At 62.7% G+C, this 15,767-nt stretch carries 20 protein-coding genes; 12 read left to right on the forward strand and 8 right to left on the reverse strand.

Going from position 1 to position 15,767, the window contains the following annotated elements; all coding sequences use genetic code 11:
- Window positions 1-56 precede the first annotated feature (56 nt).
- Entirely contained in the window at window positions 57-671 is a 615-nt protein-coding gene (locus tag OHD58_RS09370) for an HD family hydrolase (RefSeq protein ID WP_263803576.1), read from the reverse strand.
- Window positions 668-1,552 (reverse strand): YgfZ/GcvT domain-containing protein, encoded by an 885-nt coding sequence (locus tag OHD58_RS09375; protein WP_263802950.1) that lies wholly within the window; start codon window positions 1,550-1,552, stop codon window positions 668-670. The genes OHD58_RS09370 and OHD58_RS09375 overlap by 4 nt, the downstream gene beginning before the upstream one ends.
- Window positions 1,553-1,628: 76 nt before the next feature.
- Between OHD58_RS09375 and OHD58_RS09380 the strand changes: the two genes are divergently transcribed.
- Entirely contained in the window at window positions 1,629-2,960 is a 1,332-nt protein-coding gene (locus OHD58_RS09380; RefSeq protein WP_263802951.1) for a dihydroorotase, read from the forward strand.
- A gap of 8 nt (window positions 2,961-2,968) precedes the next feature.
- On the opposite strand, the gene OHD58_RS09385 is transcribed toward OHD58_RS09380, so the two are convergent.
- The 4 genes from OHD58_RS09385 to OHD58_RS09400 form a co-directional block, all read right to left on the reverse strand.
- Entirely contained in the window at window positions 2,969-3,769 is an 801-nt protein-coding gene (locus tag OHD58_RS09385) for a hypothetical protein (RefSeq protein ID WP_412177187.1), read from the reverse strand.
- A 124-nt stretch (window positions 3,770-3,893) separates the two neighbouring features.
- On the reverse strand, window positions 3,894-4,151 hold the full coding sequence (locus tag OHD58_RS09390) for a hypothetical protein (protein WP_263802952.1): 258 nt from the start codon (window positions 4,149-4,151) through the stop codon (window positions 3,894-3,896).
- Window positions 4,152-4,289: 138 nt separating this feature from the next.
- Window positions 4,290-4,661 carry a TIGR02301 family protein gene (locus OHD58_RS09395; RefSeq protein WP_263802953.1) on the reverse strand — a complete coding sequence of 124 codons (372 nt, stop codon included), beginning with the start codon at window positions 4,659-4,661 and terminating at the stop codon, window positions 4,290-4,292.
- 69 nt (window positions 4,662-4,730) lie between these two features.
- Window positions 4,731-5,141 (reverse strand): NUDIX hydrolase, encoded by a 411-nt coding sequence (locus OHD58_RS09400; protein WP_263802954.1) that lies wholly within the window; start codon window positions 5,139-5,141, stop codon window positions 4,731-4,733.
- 136 nt (window positions 5,142-5,277) lie between these two features.
- On the opposite strand from OHD58_RS09400, the gene OHD58_RS09405 reads away from it, so the two are divergent.
- A complete protein-coding gene (locus OHD58_RS09405; RefSeq protein ID WP_263802955.1) occupies window positions 5,278-6,042 on the forward strand; it encodes an SOS response-associated peptidase in 765 nt (254 codons plus the stop codon).
- A gap of 94 nt (window positions 6,043-6,136) precedes the next feature.
- Window positions 6,137-6,745, forward strand: a complete 609-nt coding sequence (locus OHD58_RS09410) for a LysE/ArgO family amino acid transporter (protein ID WP_263803578.1) — start codon at window positions 6,137-6,139, stop codon at window positions 6,743-6,745.
- A 3-nt stretch (window positions 6,746-6,748) separates the two neighbouring features.
- On the opposite strand, the gene OHD58_RS09415 is transcribed toward OHD58_RS09410, so the two are convergent.
- Window positions 6,749-6,907: a transcriptional regulator gene (locus OHD58_RS09415; RefSeq protein ID WP_263802956.1), complete on the reverse strand. Its 159-nt coding sequence runs from the start codon at window positions 6,905-6,907 to the stop codon at window positions 6,749-6,751.
- Between the two features lie 348 nt (window positions 6,908-7,255).
- Between OHD58_RS09415 and cysS the strand changes: the two genes are divergently transcribed.
- The 9 genes from cysS (at window position 7,256) to OHD58_RS09460 (ending at window position 15,118) form a co-directional block, all read left to right on the forward strand.
- Complete coding sequence (gene cysS / locus OHD58_RS09420; RefSeq protein ID WP_263802957.1) at window positions 7,256-8,770, forward strand: cysteine--tRNA ligase; 1,515 nt, start codon at window positions 7,256-7,258, stop codon at window positions 8,768-8,770.
- A 244-nt stretch (window positions 8,771-9,014) separates the two neighbouring features.
- Window positions 9,015-9,422, forward strand: a complete 408-nt coding sequence (locus OHD58_RS09425; RefSeq protein WP_263803579.1) for an endonuclease domain-containing protein — start codon at window positions 9,015-9,017, stop codon at window positions 9,420-9,422.
- On the forward strand, window positions 9,419-9,802 hold the full coding sequence (locus tag OHD58_RS09430) for a VOC family protein (RefSeq protein ID WP_263802958.1): 384 nt from the start codon (window positions 9,419-9,421) through the stop codon (window positions 9,800-9,802). The genes OHD58_RS09425 and OHD58_RS09430 overlap by 4 nt, the downstream gene beginning before the upstream one ends.
- Before the next feature lie 3 nt (window positions 9,803-9,805).
- Window positions 9,806-10,297 carry a GFA family protein gene (locus OHD58_RS09435; RefSeq protein ID WP_263802959.1) on the forward strand — a complete coding sequence of 164 codons (492 nt, stop codon included), beginning with the start codon at window positions 9,806-9,808 and terminating at the stop codon, window positions 10,295-10,297.
- The gene (locus OHD58_RS09440) at window positions 10,294-10,773 is read left to right on the forward strand and encodes a GFA family protein (RefSeq protein ID WP_263802960.1); all 480 of its coding nucleotides are present in this window, start codon (window positions 10,294-10,296) and stop codon (window positions 10,771-10,773) included. Before OHD58_RS09435 ends, OHD58_RS09440 begins: the two co-directional genes overlap by 4 nt.
- A complete protein-coding gene (gene pip / locus OHD58_RS09445; RefSeq protein WP_263802961.1) occupies window positions 10,770-11,732 on the forward strand; it encodes a prolyl aminopeptidase in 963 nt (320 codons plus the stop codon). The genes OHD58_RS09440 and pip overlap by 4 nt, the downstream gene beginning before the upstream one ends.
- On the forward strand, window positions 11,729-13,342 hold the full coding sequence (cimA, locus tag OHD58_RS09450) for a citramalate synthase (protein ID WP_263802962.1): 1,614 nt from the start codon (window positions 11,729-11,731) through the stop codon (window positions 13,340-13,342). Before pip ends, cimA begins: the two co-directional genes overlap by 4 nt.
- A gap of 91 nt (window positions 13,343-13,433) precedes the next feature.
- Window positions 13,434-14,348: an EamA family transporter RarD gene (gene rarD, locus OHD58_RS09455; protein WP_263802963.1), complete on the forward strand. Its 915-nt coding sequence runs from the start codon at window positions 13,434-13,436 to the stop codon at window positions 14,346-14,348.
- Between the two features lie 80 nt (window positions 14,349-14,428).
- On the forward strand, window positions 14,429-15,118 hold the full coding sequence (locus OHD58_RS09460) for a glutathione S-transferase (RefSeq protein WP_263802964.1): 690 nt from the start codon (window positions 14,429-14,431) through the stop codon (window positions 15,116-15,118).
- A 9-nt stretch (window positions 15,119-15,127) separates the two neighbouring features.
- On the opposite strand, the gene OHD58_RS09465 is transcribed toward OHD58_RS09460, so the two are convergent.
- Window positions 15,128-15,739: a TIGR00730 family Rossman fold protein gene (locus OHD58_RS09465; RefSeq protein WP_263802965.1), complete on the reverse strand. Its 612-nt coding sequence runs from the start codon at window positions 15,737-15,739 to the stop codon at window positions 15,128-15,130.
- Window positions 15,740-15,767: the final 28 nt, after the last annotated feature.

Consider the following 15,767-nt stretch of genomic DNA (forward strand, 5'->3'; position numbering starts at 1 on the left):
AGTGTCGGTGGTTTCGGGTTAATTTAACGTTTTCTGATGCGTGCAAGATTTCAGCATCAGGCGCGGCGCAGGTTCTCGATTGCGTGAAAACGCGCGAGGAAGCGTTCCTGCACCTTTTTGGCCGGTTTCGAGGCGAGGTCGAAACTGTTCGCGGAAATGCCGCGCGGGCGGCCGAAGAACTGCGTCGCCTCGGCGATGGAGAAACCCGCGATGACCGTCGCCTCGAAATAGGCGGCGATCTGGTCGGCCTTCTTGATTTCCTTGCGCAGGCCGGCGGCAATTTCGGCGGGCAGGGAGAAGCGCAGATGAATGGCGCGCTGCAGGCGCAATTCGCAGTCCTTGTAGCCGCCGCCGACCACCGCCTTGAAGGGCGAGATCATGTCGCCGATGACATATTCCGGGGCGTCGTGGAGCAGGGCGGCAAGCTGGCCGTCCGGGGTAATGCCTGGGCAACAGGCGGAATAAATCGCCTCGACCAGAAGCGAATGCTGCGCGACGGAAAAGGCATGATCGCCGCTGGTCTGGCCGTTCCAGCGGGCAACGCGGGCGAGGCCATGGGCGATGTCTGTGATCTCGATGTCGAGCGGCGACGGGTCGAGCAGGTCGAGCCGGCGGCCGGACAGCATGCGCTGCCAGGCGCGCGGCGGCGCTCCGGCCCTGTCGGCCATCAGGCGTCGGCCGCGTTTGCGGCGTCCTGCGGAAAGCTGAATTTGGCCCAACTCGGGATCGACAGGGTGACGCCCACATCGCCGGCCAACAGGGGTGTGCCACTGTCTACCGCGTCCTTGACACGGTCGATGCGGGCGATGGCTAAGCCGCCCGTGCCGACCACGGTGCCCAGCGTGCCGACGGAACGTCCGCCCGCTGTGATGTCGGTTCCGGCCGGTGGCAAGTCTTGTTCCGCGGCGACGATCAGGATACGCCGCCGCGCCGTGCCGCGATGCTGCATGCGTGAAACCACTTCCTGCCCGACATAACACCCTTTCTTGAAACCGACGCCGTCCATCTGGTCGAGCAGGACGTCATGCGGGAACGCATCGCCGAGTGCGTAATCACTGCCGCTTTCGGCAATACCGTGCGCGACACGCAGTGCTGCCCAATCGGCTTCGGTGCCAGTGCCGGGCAGGGCGGTGTCGCAGGAGCGATAGACCGCATTGGATTGGGGAAACCTGAGGTCACGGAGGCCTGTTTCGCTCAGTGACCTCGTTGAATCGGAATGTGAGGCTCCGGAATCAGTTTCCCACGAAACGGAGACAAGCTGCTGATCGCGCTTGGTGATTTCGACCTTGGCCCGCAACTTGTAGAGCATTATGCGGCGGACGAAGTCGTCGGCGACATCGGTGCGGCAGTCGAGCAGGAAGCCATCGGCGCCGCGGCGCGAAATGAGGAAATCGAACAGGATCTTGCCTTGCGGCGTCAGAAGCGCGCCGGGTTTGGCGACACCCGCGGCCAGTTTGTCGAGGTCGGTTGTGAGGATATTTTGCAGGAAATGCTCGGCGTCGGGTCCGGAAACCGAGACGATGGTGCGGTTGGCAAGATGAACGGTTGTCATGGCTTGGGCGGCTTGCATTTCGGAAGGCCTTTACGTAAGCCGCTGGCAACCCCACGGCAAGAGCGGCGGTAACGGCATGGCAGCGACTTACGATCTCATCCTGACAGGCGGGACGGTGGTCAATCATGACGGCCAAGGTGTGCGCGACATCGCCGTGAAGGATGGGCGCATCGCCGGCATAGGCGATTTCAAAACAGCGTCCGCGGGCCAGACGATCGATTGCCGTGGCCTGCATGTCCTGCCGGGGGTGGTCGACAGCCAGGTGCATTTCCGCGAGCCCGGTCTGGAACACAAGGAAGACCTGGAAACCGGGTCGCGCGCCGCCGTTCTGGGCGGTGTGACGGCGGTCTTCGAGATGCCCAACACCAAGCCGCTGACCACCAGCGAGGCAGCTCTTGCCGACAAGGTGAGGCGCGCCACCAACCGGATGCATTGCGATTTTGCCTTCTGGGTGGGCGGTACGCGCGAGAACGCCAAGGACGTTGGCGAACTGGAACGGCTGCCGGCTGCCGCCGGCATCAAGGTCTTCATGGGCTCGTCGACCGGCGATTTGCTGGTCGAGGACGACGAGGGCGTCGCCTCGATCCTGATGAACACGCGCCGCCGCGCGGCCTTTCACTCCGAGGACGAGTTCCGGCTACGCGAACGTCTTGGCGAACAGGTGGAGGGCGATCCTTCCTCGCACCCGGTCTGGCGCGACGAGATCGCCGCGCTGCGCTGCACCGAGCGGCTGGTGCGCATTGCCCGCGCGGTCCGTGCGCGCATTCACGTCCTGCACATTTCGACCGCGGAAGAGATCGCATTCCTGGAGAAGCACAAGGATGTGGCAAGCTGCGAGGCGACGCCGCATCACCTGACGCTGGCCGCCGACGACTATGCGCGGCTGGGCACGCTCATCCAGATGAACCCGCCGGTGCGCGAAAGCCGGCATCGCGACGGCGTCTGGCATGGTATTTCGCAAGGCATCATCGATGTGCTCGGTTCCGATCACGCGCCGCACACGCTGGAGGAGAAGGCAAAACCCTATCCGGCCTCGCCCTCTGGCATGACCGGGGTGCAGACGCTGGTGCCGATCATGCTCGACCACGTCAACGCCGGGCGGCTGACGCTGGAACGGTTCGTCGACCTGTCGAGCCATGGTCCGCAGCGCCTGTTCGGGATGGCTCGCAAGGGCAGGATCGCGGCCGGTTACGACGCCGATTTCACCATTGTCGACTTGAAGCGCCGCGAGACGATCACCAACGCCCAGGCCGGCTCGAAGGCGGGCTGGACGCCCTATCACGGCAAGGAAGTTACCGGCTGGCCAGTGGGCACAATCGTGCGCGGCAACCGCATCATGTGGGAAGGCGAGATCGTGACGCCGGGGCAGGGGCAGCCCGTGTTGTTTTCGGAGGCCCTGCCGGCCTAGCGGCTTATCTAGTCGCCCGCCACGAAGAACGACCAATGGCCATCGGGCGTGATGCCGACACGATAGAAGATGTAGGCGCCGTAGGTTTTCATGTCCTCGTAGTCACCGGCGGTGACGATCTTGAACAGTTCGACGCGCTGGCGCGAATCCAGTTTGTCGAGCGGGATCGCGAAGAAATAGGGCCAGACATAGAGCTCATTCTCCGTACCGATATCGACACGGACATAGCCGGCGCTGAGGACTTCCTCGAGGATGGCCAGGATTTCGTGGCCTTCCTTGTCGCCGGACAGCTCGCGCAGGAATTCGATCGGATCGCTGTCGAGGCCGCCCAGCGAGAGCTGGGTGCTGCTGTCGCCGGTTCCGATCAGCGGCCTCAGCGCCTCGATATCGCCCTTCCTGGCGGCATCCACGATCAATTGGCGCATGCGCTTCACCGGTTCAGGCAGGCTTTCGAGATCGTAGACGACTTCCGGAAGTGGCGCGTCGGGGTCGATTTCCGGTCGGGTCACATTGCGTTCGCCCGGCTCGGCATCATCAGGTTCGGCCTCTTCCGGGGACGTCGGCTCATCGCTCGGCGGGTTTGTCTGGATCGGGTCGGGCAGCGGCACGCTGTTGACCGGCGGAAGCGGCTCCTTCTCGATCGCCTCTTCCTGCGGTGCTGGTGCTTCCTCGCGCTTGATCTCGCTGAGCGACCAGGCTGGCGTCGCAGCCGCCGTCACGCCAAGCATCAGCGTGGTACTGGCGGCCAGAAGCCAGCCGGCGATGCGCCGCTCACGGCTGGACCTTGCCGCGTTCATTCTCGAAGTCATGTCGCACTCTCTCGCACAGGCCGCCGCTGGCCTGGGTCATCCGGCGCGATCATACACACAAATACAGGCTTGGGGATGCGTCAGAGCAACACCCGCCGGAATGATGACAGCTCGCCGGCCACACCTAGTGGCAGAGGCGGTCTTCCTCGAAATCGCCGGCGATGACCTTGTCGCGCATGCGATCGAGCAAAGCGAGGGCCGCGGTTTCGCCATTGGCGCGAAGCAATTCGGCAAAAGCGGTCGCAAGTGCCGCCTCGGCGATGATTTCAGGCTCGATGCCGGCGGAAAGGCCTTCCGCCCAAGCCTCGTTGTGACTCTCGATAGCGGTCAGCCGCTTTTCTTCCCTGACGAGGGCATCAATGTCGCCTGCGGTATGTTCCATACTCAACTTCCACCCTTTCAAGTTCGGATCCGTCAAATACGGATCAACTTGAGTCGTCCCTTTTAATGTCCCGTTAAGGCTTTTAGCACGACTGCCCCGATATGTATTTTAGGCATTGCCGGAAAAGTTAATAGTCCCCTAATTGCCATATCGCCCGGCAATTTCGCGCGTCAAGGCCTCGCCTTCCTTCATGTAGCGGCTGATCGCCTCGGTCGCCGACGGCGTGCAGTTGACGTAGATCTCGTCGAACGAGCGATAGCCACGGTTGAAGTTGGCAATGAACTTGGCCCGTCGCGTGGGATCCGGATTTTCAGCCGCCAGAAGCTTTTCCATCTGGCCGCGCCATTTGTCGCCCGCCTCGCCGCACAGATTGCGCAGATAGTGCAGCGACCCCAGAACTTCCGCCAGCCGCATCAGCCTGCCCTCGAACGGCGCTTCCGCGGCACGCGCCGTGCCTGCCGTTGCGGCAAGGGTGAGGCAGCAGGCGAGAATGGCTGAGCGAAAGCGCATAAGCCCTTGTGGCCAAAGATTTTGTCAGCCGCAAGGCGTGACGTGGGGTGCCGGTTGTGCGAACGCTTGCTAAGCCGGAGGTAACAGAAGCTCCCTAGCGACCTCCAGCACTGAATCGATGACCGGCAGTTTTTCCATCTCGGCGAGCGTGAACCAGCCGGCTTCGGCGGCATCGTCGCCGGCGATCGCTTCGCCGCCCGCGTAGGAACCGGAGAAGACCTGAAGCCGGAAACCGACCGACTTGCCGCGCGGCTCCCGCTCGATCAGATATTCGCGGTGCGGGACGAGCTTTCCGGTGGCCAGTCCGGTTTCCTCGAAAAGCTCGCGCCGCGCCGCTGCCTCCGCCGTCTCCCCGGCCTCGACACGGCCGCCCGGGAACGCATAAAGGCCAAGCGATGGCGGCCGGCCTCGGCGAACCAGCAGGACCCGGTCGTCGCGCACCAGGGCCACCGAAACGGCGGGGACTAGAAGGCTGGTCATGGTTTCGTCGCGGCCGAGATATTTGTGGATGGCGACTGTCTTTGCATGGATTTGGTTGAGCCGCCATGACCTAGCGCCCACATAGGACTGGCAGTGGCGTTGCAGGACACGTCAGCGAGAAATGCGGGTTTCCACCATGTGCGGACGATTTGCGCTCACCGCCCGGCCGGACCAGACGGCCGCTTTCCTCGGCCTCGACGAGGTCGAGGAGTTTCCGGCACGTTACAACATAGCGCCGACCCAGCCGGTGCTTTTGGCGATCGCCGCGCCGCCGCGAGGACTGGGGTCGAACCTGCCCGACCGCCGCACCCAACTGGTACGCTGGGGGCTCATCCCCGGCTGGGCGAAGAATCCCGGCGATCTGCCGCTGCTTTTCAACGCGCGTTCCGAAACCGCCGCGGAGAAAGCTTCGTTCAAGGCCCCGATGCGGCATCGTCGCGCGCTGATTCCTGCCTCCGGCTTCTATGAATGGAAGCGCATCGGCACCAAGCAGTCGCAGCCCTATTGGGTGCGGCCGAAAGCCGGTGGGCTCGTCGCCTTCGCCGCGCTGATGGAGACATGGACGGAACCCGGCGGCTCCGAGATCGACACCGGCGCCATCCTCACCACCAACGCCAATCCGGAATTCGCGCAGATTCACGACCGCATGCCGATCGTCATCCGGCAGGAGGATTTTTCGCGCTGGCTGGATTGCCGCTTCCAGGAACCGCGCGACGTTGCCGACCTGCTGCGGCCGGCCGATCCCGGTTTCTTCGAGGCCGTGCCGGTGTCGGACAAGGTCAACAAATTCGCCAACACCGGCCCGGAGATCCAGGAGCGGGTCGAGCCGGTGATGGCGATGGCGGCGGAGAAAGCGAAGAAAGCCGCTGAACCGAAGCCTGACCAACTTACCCTTTTCTAGCTTGAGCGGTCGGAGAGCCATCCACGCCGAATTTTCGCGGCTGGCCTATTGCACCCAGCCTGGAAGGTAGGGAGAAGGCTGCATGTCGTCCTCGATCGTTTCCGCCGCCATTTCGGGCTTTCTGCTCGGCGCCTCGCTGATCCTGGCGATCGGCGCCCAGAACGCCTTCATCCTGCGCCAGGGGCTGCTCCGGCAGCATGTGTTCGTTCTCTGCCTGATCTGCGCGGCGTCCGACGCGCTGCTGATCGCCGCCGGCATTGCCGGGCTGGGCACGCTGATCGCAACGTCGCCGCGGCTTATCGTGGCCGTCACCATCGGCGGGGCGCTGTTCCTGTTCGCTTATGCGTTCATGGCATTCCGCCGCGCCATGCATCCGGAAGCCCTGCTTGCGGCGAAGAAAGGCGAGGGCAGCCTGAAGGCGGCGATCGCCGCCTGTCTGGCTTTCACCTTCCTCAACCCGCACGTCTATCTGGATACGGTCGTTCTGCTCGGCTCGCTGTCGGCGAGCTTCGAGGGCGCGGCGCGTATGGCCTACGGCGCCGGCGCGGTGGTCGCGTCATTCGTCTGGTTTTTCGGATTGGGCTACGGAGCCAGATTGCTTCAGCCGGTCTTTGCCAGGCCTGCCGCCTGGCGCGTGCTCGACATCCTGATCGGCGTCGTCATGGCCGCGATCGGCTTCGGCCTGCTTGCCCGTCTCGCCTGACTTTCAGGCGGCTTTCACAACCTTGGCTGTGTTGGCGGTACGCTTCTTGGTGATGCAGATCAGCGCCGCCTGCAGGGAGGCCGGGCCAATGGCGCGGTATTGTTTCGCGAGGTCGGCATGTTGAGCGCGGGCACGTTCGGCTTCGCTCTGTTTTCGGGGCATTGTTCTCTTCCCTAAGGTCATGTTGCGTTGAGAGGGCCGGGAATGATGGTTGAATGGGTCGAAATCGTGACGCCGCACCAATTAACCGCCGGTACTCCTGTTTTCTTGTATAGACATGTTTAATAAAAACTTACGGATCGGGATGGTTCCGAAAAAGCGACATCTTTCCTTCGAGAATGCGGCTTGACGGCAACAGTCGGCAGGGCGATAAAGCCGGCAATGAAAACGTCTTTCGCCATTTGCGGCATTTGCATTATTGGCTAGCGCCAAGCGCTGGACCGGACGTTTTCGCCCTTCTCTCGACAGGAAAAGCAAACGCCCCGGCCAGCAGGCCAGGGGATTTTTTGCATGTCTGAAGCAGGGAACGGCTTGCGGCTCTACAACACGCTGACGCGGACGAAGGAGGCTTTCGCCCCCATCGATCCGAAGAAAGTGCGCATGTATGTCTGCGGGCCGACCGTCTACGACTTTGCCCATATCGGCAATGCGCGGCCGGTGATCGTCTTCGACGTGCTGTTCAGGCTGCTGCGCCATCTCTACGGCGCAGAGCACGTGAACTATGTCCGCAACATCACCGACGTCGACGACAAGATCAACGCGCGTGCGCTTCAAGCATTTCCGGGATATCCATTAAACGAATCCATTCGCTTGGTAACAAAACGGACAAGCGAACAATTTCACAAGGATGTCAAAGCTCTAGGATGCTTACCTCCAACCAGTGAACCGCGCGCCACCGAGCACATCGAGGAAATGCGGGCGCTGATCGAGCGGCTGGTGAAAAACGGCGTTGCCTATGTGGCGGAGGACCATGTGCTGTTCTCGCCTTCGGCAATGAACGCGCGCAAGACCGGCCCGCGCTATGGGGCGCTATCCAGGCGTGCGCTTGACGACATGCTGGCCGGCGCCCGCGTCGACGTTGCCGCCTACAAGCGCGACGAGATGGATTTTGTCCTGTGGAAGCCGTCGAAGCCGGGCGAACCGGGCTGGCCGTCGCCGGCCGGCATTTCAGGGCTCGGGCGGCCGGGCTGGCACATCGAGTGCTCGGCGATGTCCATGGCGAAGCTGCTGGAGCCTTACGGCGGCGGGCTGCAGTGCGACGACCCTCAGAAGAATGTCTTCGACATCCATGCCGGCGGCATTGATCTCGTCTTCCCGCACCACGAGAACGAGATCGCGCAGTCCTGCTGCGCCTTCGGTTCCGAACGCATGGCCAACATCTGGATGCACAACGGCTTTTTGCAGGTCGAAGGCAAGAAGATGGCCAAGAGCGAGGGGAATTTCGTCACGATCAACGAGTTGCTCAACACGGAGAAGTTCGGCGGGCGGAAATGGCCGGGCGAGGTGTTGAGGCTGGCTATGCTGATGACGCATTACCGCGAGCCGATCGATTTTAGTGTCAGGAAGCTGGAGGAGGCGGCCAATCTGTTGAATCGGTGGAGCCGATCGATTTCGAATTTTGATGCCATCGAAAGTTCGATTCCAAATGAAGTGCTCGACGCATTGCGGGATGATCTTAACACGCCTCGGGTCATGAGAATCTTATCAAAGTATGGGAGCGCGGCTTCCGGCTATTTCTTCGGAGGGGGAGAGCCGGACCCAGCCCATGGCGATACGGAGGCTCAGGCTATCAATGCCAAAGCTCTCGCAGCTACTCTCACGCTTTTGGGCGTCGATATAAGGGCTAGGACTGATGTAGGAGATATCCAGCTAGACATTGATCGCCGTCTTGCCCTCATCGCGCAAAAAAACTGGGCGGAGGCCGACAAGATCCGCGACGAGCTTCTCGCGCAAGGCATCCAGCTCAAGGACGGCAAGAACCCCGCCACCGGCGAACGCGTGACCACCTGGGAGGTGAAGCGGTGAGCCGGGAAAGAACGGAAACGTCAGCGGGACAGCGCCCCCCTCTGTCCTGCCGGACATCTCCCCCACAAGGGGGGAGATTAGGCCGGCCGCTTTCGCCGCGCTGCATTTTGCAACGTTTGCGATCAGCGAAAGCAGAGATGACAGCCAATCTCCCCCCTTGTGGGGGAGATGTCCGGCAGGACAGAGGGGGGCAACGTAGAGCGCATAGACTGGTGTCCATCGCCTGGGCGGAGGCTATGTGATCATGCCTCACACTCCGCTTCCTCCGAAAAATCGCTCTCGCGCAAAATCCATGCGACGGGTGATGACGGATGCGGAACTGAAACTGTGGAATGAACTTCGCGCGCACCGTCTGATGGGCCTTGGTTTCCGCCGACAGGTGCCCATTGCCGGATACATCGTCGATTTTGCGTGTTCGTCCAAAAAGCTGATCGTCGAAGTCGACGGATCGCAACATGCCGATGCCGAGCATTCAACTGGTGATGAGGCAAGGGATGCCCGTCTTGGGCAGGATGGCTGGACCACGCTCCGCTTCTGGAACGACGACGTGCTGCGCGATATCGATGGTGTGTGTCAGCACATCGTCATTGTCGCCGGGCTGAATGCGGCGGCTGACCCAGACAGGCCAATCCAACCGGAGGAAATCGCATGATCGACCATACCGGCATTTCCGTGAAGGATTTCGAGGTGTCGAAGGCCTTCTACGACAAGGTATTTGCGCCGCTCGGCGCGAAGCTGCTCTACATGGTGCCCGAGCAGTTTACCGGCGGTGTCAAGGTCGGCGGCTACGGCCGCGAGAAGCCTGACTTCTGGCTGCACGAGAATGCCGAAACCGGCCCCGGCCGGCACTATGCCTTCAAGGCACGCACCCACGCCGAGGTGGACGCATTTCACGCGGCAGCCATCGCCGCGGGAGGCAAGGATAACGGGGCTCCCGGTCCGCGTCCGCATTATCACCCGAACTACTACGGCGCCTTTGTTTTCGATCCCGACGGCAACAATGTCGAAGCCGTCTGCCATGCTCCGGAATAGACCATGAGCCTCGACAACAAACCGTTCTATGCCGGCGGCTGCCAGTGCGGCGCGGTGCGCTTCCGCGTCGAGGGCGCACTGGGCGAGGCCTCGATCTGCCATTGCCGCATGTGCCAGAAGGCCAGCGGCAATTTTTACCTGCCGCTGGTCTCCGTGCGCGACGCCAGGCTGACCTGGACGCGCGGGGAACCGAAAAAATTCCAGTCCTCGAACCACAGCACACGCGGCTTCTGCGCGGCCTGCGGCACGCCGCTGACATTCGAGGCGCCGGACGGTGTTGCGTTGGCAATCGGCGCTTTCGACGATCCCTCCGTCGCCCCGCCGGAAATCCAGTGGGGCACCGAGGCGAAGCTGCCCTTCGTGGACGGCATTCCGGCTCTGCCTGGCGAAGACACGATGGCCGACATCGCATCGGCCCCGTATCTGGCCGATCTTGTTTCCTATCAGCATCCCGACCACGACACGGAGGCGTGGCCGCCGGAGGAGAAGCGATGACGGAGAAGGTGACTGGCGGCTGCCAGTGCGGCGCCGTGCACTATCGCATCGATCAGGCGCTGGAGAACGCCCATATCTGCCACTGCCGCATGTGCCAGAAGGCTTCTGGCAATTATTTCATGCCGCTGGCGCGTGCACCGAAGGCGAAGTTCACGGTCACGCGCGGCGAGATCGGCTGGTTCCATTCGTCCGACCTCGTGCGGCGCGGTTTTTGCCGCGAGTGCGGAACGCCGCTTGTCTTTGAGGTTGTCGAACGGGACAGCGTGAATATCGTGCTTGGCTCCCTCGACGATCCGACGCTGGTCAGGCCGACGTTCCAGTGCGCCCCGCACGCGAAGATGCCTTGGTTCGGTGAGTTCGATGCGCTGGAGCCGGCAACTGACGAGACAGCATGGTATGCGGCGATCGCACCGTCCAATCATCAGCATCCCGACCACGACACCGAAAAATGGCCTCCGGCAGAAAGCAGAACATGACAAGCGAACTCCGTACCCTCTATCCGGAACTCCAGCCTTTCGACACCGGCATGCTGGACGTCGGCGACGGCCACAAGATTTATTGGGAGCGTTCCGGCACCAAGGGCGCCAAGCCCGCCGTGTTCCTGCATGGCGGGCCCGGTGGCGGCATCTCGCCGAAACACCGCCGGCTTTTCGACCCAAAGCTCTACGACGTCATCCTGTTCGACCAGCGCGGCTGCGGGAAATCGACCCCGCATGCCGGTCTGGAAGCCAACACCACCTGGCATCTTGTGGCCGACATCGAGCGGCTGCGCGAGATGGCCGGGTTCGAGAAATGGCTGGTCTTCGGCGGCTCGTGGGGTTCGACGCTGGCGCTCGCCTATGCCGAAACGCATCCCGAGAGGACGAGCGAACTGGTGCTGCGGGGTGTCTTCACGCTGCGCCGTTCCGAGCTCGAATGGTATTACCAGCGCGGCGCCTCGTTGATGTTTCCCGACAAGTGGGAACGCTTCATTGCGCAGATACCGGAGCGCGAGCGTGGCGACCTCATGGCCGCCTTCCGCAGCCGTCTCACCAGCGACGATCAAGCCATTCGTATCGCCGCCGCCAAGGCATGGAGCCTGTGGGAGGGCGAAACGATCACGCTTTTGCCCGATCCGGTGACCAGCGGCGCTTTCGGCCAGGATGAGTTCGCGCTCGCCTTCGCCCGCATCGAAAACCACTATTTCGTTCATGGCGGCTGGATGGACGAAGGCCAGCTGCTGCGCGACGCCGGCAAGCTGAAAGGCATCCCGGGCGTCATCGTGCAGGGGCGCTACGACATCGCGTGTCCGCCGGCCACCGCCTGGGAACTGCACAGGGCCTGGCCGGAAGCCGAATTCCATATGATCGAAAACGCCGGCCATGCCTATTCCGAGCCGGGTATCATGGACCGCCTCATCCGCGCCACGGACGGTTTTGCGGGAAAAACTTCGTGAAGGAGCGCCTCTACCTCTTCGACACGACTCTGCGCGACGGGCAGCAGACGCCGGGCATCGACTTCTCGGTCGAGGACAAGATCGCCATTGCCAGGATGCTGGACGAATTCGGCATCGACTATGTCGAGGGCGGCTATCCCGGCGCCAACCCGACCGACACCGCATTCTTTGTCGAGAAGCGCACAGCACACGCGCAGTTCGTCGCCTTCGGCATGACCAAGCGGGCGGGCGTGTCGGCGTCCAACGATCCGGGGCTGGCGGCACTCGTCCAGGCCCGATCGGACGCGGTCTGCTTCGTCGCCAAGAGCTGGGATTATCATGTCCGGGTGGCGCTCGGCTGCACCAACGAGGAAAACCTCGACGCCATCAGGGCCTCGGTCGAGGCGGCGCGTGCGGCCGGCAAGGAAGCGATGGTCGATTGCGAGCACTTCTTCGACGGCTTCAAGGCCAATCCCGACTACGCACTGGCCTGCGCCCGGACGGCTTATGACGCCGGTGCCCGCTGGGTGGTGCTGTGCGATACCAACGGTGGCACCCAGCCGTCGGAGGTCCGTGAAATCGTCGGCAAGGTGATCGCCGACGGGATCCCGGGCGACCATCTCGGCATTCACGCCCATGACGACACCGGCCAGGCGGTGGCCAATTCGCTCACCGCGGTGCAGGCCGGCGTGCGCCAGATCCAGGGCACCCTGAACGGCATCGGCGAGCGTTGCGGCAACGCCAACCTGATTTCGATCATCCCCACGCTGGCGCTGAAGCCCGCTTTCGCCGAAAAGTTCGAGACCGGCATTTCGCCGGAGGCGCTGGCCGATATCTCGCGGCTGTCGCGCGGTTTCGACGAGTTGCTCAACCGCGCGCCCGAAGCGCAGTCGCCTTATGTCGGAACTTCGGCATTCGCAACGAAGGCCGGCATCCACGCATCGGCGCTGGCCAAGGAACCGAAAACCTATGAGCACGTGCCGCCGGAATCGGTCGGCAACCGCCGCAAGGTGATGGTGTCGGATCAGGGCGGCAAGGCGAATTTCATTGCCGAACTGAAGCGCCGCGGCATCGACGTGCCGAAAGACGACAATCGCCTGGATGCGCTGATCTCGGTGGTCAAGGAGCGCGAGGCGGAAGGATACGCCTACGAGGGCGCCGACGCCAGTTTCGAACTTCTGGCGCTGAGGATGCTGCACACAGTGCCGGAATTCTTCCGCGTCACCTCGTTCCGCTGCATGATCGAACGCCGCTTCGACGCCAATGGCCAGCTGAAGACGGTGTCAGAGGCGATCGTCAAGGTGCTGGTCGACGGCGAAGAGAAGATGTCGGTCGCCGAAGGCCATGGTCCGGTCAATGCGCTGGACATCGCGCTACGCAAGGATCTCGGGAAATTCCAGGCCGAGATCGGCGACATGGAACTGGTCGACTACAAGGTGCGCATCCTCAATGGCGGCACCGAGGCGATCACCCGCGTGCTGATCGAATCGCACGACGCGACCGGAGCGCGCTGGTGGACGGTCGGCGTCTCCGACAACATCATCGACGCGTCATTCCAGGCGCTGATGGATTCGATCGTCTACAAGCTCATGAAGAACCGCGAAATGGCCGGGCTAGCGGCTGCCGAGTAGCGAATGGCCGGCTGAACCATCAACCGGAACTTCATGGGCCATAAGAAGTTTGAAATGGTTCTTTGGCGCGGGGCAGGGCATAGACGGCGCCATGACCGCCCAACCGACCACACCGATGACCCAGAATGAAACCGCGCGCGGCTTCCTGCTGGCGCTGTGTGCCTATCTGCTTTGGGGCTTGCTGCCCTTCTACATGAAGTCGGTCGCCCATCTGCCGTTGCTCGAGGTCGTCGCCCACCGCATCGTCTGGTCGGTGCCGATCGCCGCCGCCGTCTTGATCTGGCTCGGCCGCACCGCCGACTTCAAGGTGGCGCTGGGCTCGCCGCGCATGCTCATGATGGCGGCGCTGACCGCCGTTTTGATCTCGGTCAACTGGGGAATTTATGTCTGGGCGATCGCGGTGGATCGAACCGTGGAAACCGCGCTGGGCTACTACATCAACCCGCTGGTCAGCGTCGTCGTCGGCGCGCTCCTGCTCGGCGAAAAGCTGGACCGGCTGCAGATTGCGGCCGTGCTCCTTGCAGCCGTCGCGGTCGCCGTCCTCACTGTCGAAGGAGGCAAGCTCCCCTGGGTGTCGCTGGGGCTGGCCCTTTCTTTTGCCGCCTATGGCTTCTTCCGCAAGACGCTGCCGATCGGACCGAGCCAGGGTTTCCTGCTCGAAGTGCTGCTGCTGTCCGTGCCGGCGCTCGGCTATATCTTCTGGCTGGCGGTAACCGGAAAAGGACATTTCGGTACGGGCGACCTGTCCGATACCGCGCTGCTGATCGGTTGCGGTCCTGTTACGGCGGTGCCGCTGCTGTTGTTCGGGTTCGGCGCAAAACTGCTGCGCCTGTCCACCATCGGCATCATGCAGTACATCGCGCCGACCATGGTGTTCCTGATCGCCGTCTTTGCCTTCAACGAGCCTTTCGGCCGCATCGAGATGGTGACCTTCGTGCTGATCTGGCTGGCGCTGGCGCTCTATTCCTGGTCGATGTTCTTCTCGCGTGTCCGCGCCGCGAACTGAAAGGTGCCAAGGTAGAGTGGCCGGCGCCGCATAGCCGGCAGATTTTGCGGGCAGTATAGAGTCCAAGGGTGAGGGACCTCATGTACGAGCTTCTTATAGCCAACAAGAATTATTCGTCATGGTCGCTGCGGCCGTGGCTGCTGATGCGCACGCTCGGCATCCCCTTCGCCGAGCGGCAGATACCGTTTCCGTCCGGTCCGAGCTATGAGACCTACCGGCCGTTTTCACCGACCGGGCGAGTGCCTTGCCTGCACGACGGCGATATTGCGGTCTGGGATTCGCTGGCGATCGTCGAATATCTCGCCGAACGCCATCCGGGCGTTTGGCCCGCTGATCCGGTAGCCCGCGCCTGGGCTCGCTCTGCATCCGCCGAGATGCACTCCTCCTTCCAGGATTTGCGCAACACCTGCGGCATGAGTTGCGGCGTTCGCGTGCGGCTTCGCGAGCGACCGGCAGGGCTGCTGCGCGATATTAAGCGGGTCGGTGAATTGTGGCAGGAAGGCCTGGACCGCTTCGGCGGACCGTTCCTGGCTGGTGCAGCCTTCAGCGCGGTCGATGCCTTTTTCGCGCCCGTCACGTTTCGGGCGCTGATCTTCGACCTAGATTTCGGGAACCGCGCCAACGCTTACGCCGAGATGATCCGCGCCCTGCCGGCGATGCGTGAGTGGTACGACGCCGCGTTGGCTGAAACCTGGCGCGAGGTCGGGCACGAGGACGAAATCAGAGCGTCGGGCGACTATATCGCGGACTACCGCGCCGTGGCACAGTAGGTTTCGACGTCACATCTTGTCGATGACGGCGTCGTCTCCGGGCGAGGGCACGCCCTTGTCTGCGGAGGCTTCGAGGATCACCTCGACCGCGGCCTCGGCGCTGTCGACGATCAGCGGCTTGACCAGATGCGACGTGTGGATAAAGCCTTCCGCCTGCATGTGATCCAGCAGCGCGACCATCGGGTTCCAGAAGCCGTTGATGTTGCAGAACACGACCGGCTTGCGGTGATGGCCGAGTTGCGCCCAGGTCATGATCTCGACGATCTCCTCGACGGTGCCAATACCGCCGGGAAGCGCCACAAAGGCGTCGGATTTTTCGAACATGATGTGCTTGCGCTGGTGCATGTTGTCGGTGATGACAAGTTCGTCGAGTCCGCCAAGCGCCTTTTCGGTTGCTTCCTTGTTCATCAGGAAGCGCGGGATGATGCCGGTAACCTGGCCGCCTGCCTCGGCTGTCCCCTTGGCAACGGCGCCCATGATACCCTTGGTGCCGCCACCGTAGACAAGCCGGACTCCAGCGCGGCCGATGGTCCGCCCGAGTTCAAGCCCGGCTGTCATGTAGAGATCGCCGCGGCCAGTGGAAGAGCCGCAATAAACACAGATGGATCGAATCGCAGTCATGCAACTGATTGATCGGCAGTCACGGATC

Origin of the sequence: Mesorhizobium sp. ZC-5, from assembly GCF_025753855.1 — a bacterium.
In the GTDB taxonomy this organism is placed as follows: Bacteria; Pseudomonadota; Alphaproteobacteria; order Rhizobiales; family Rhizobiaceae; genus Neomesorhizobium.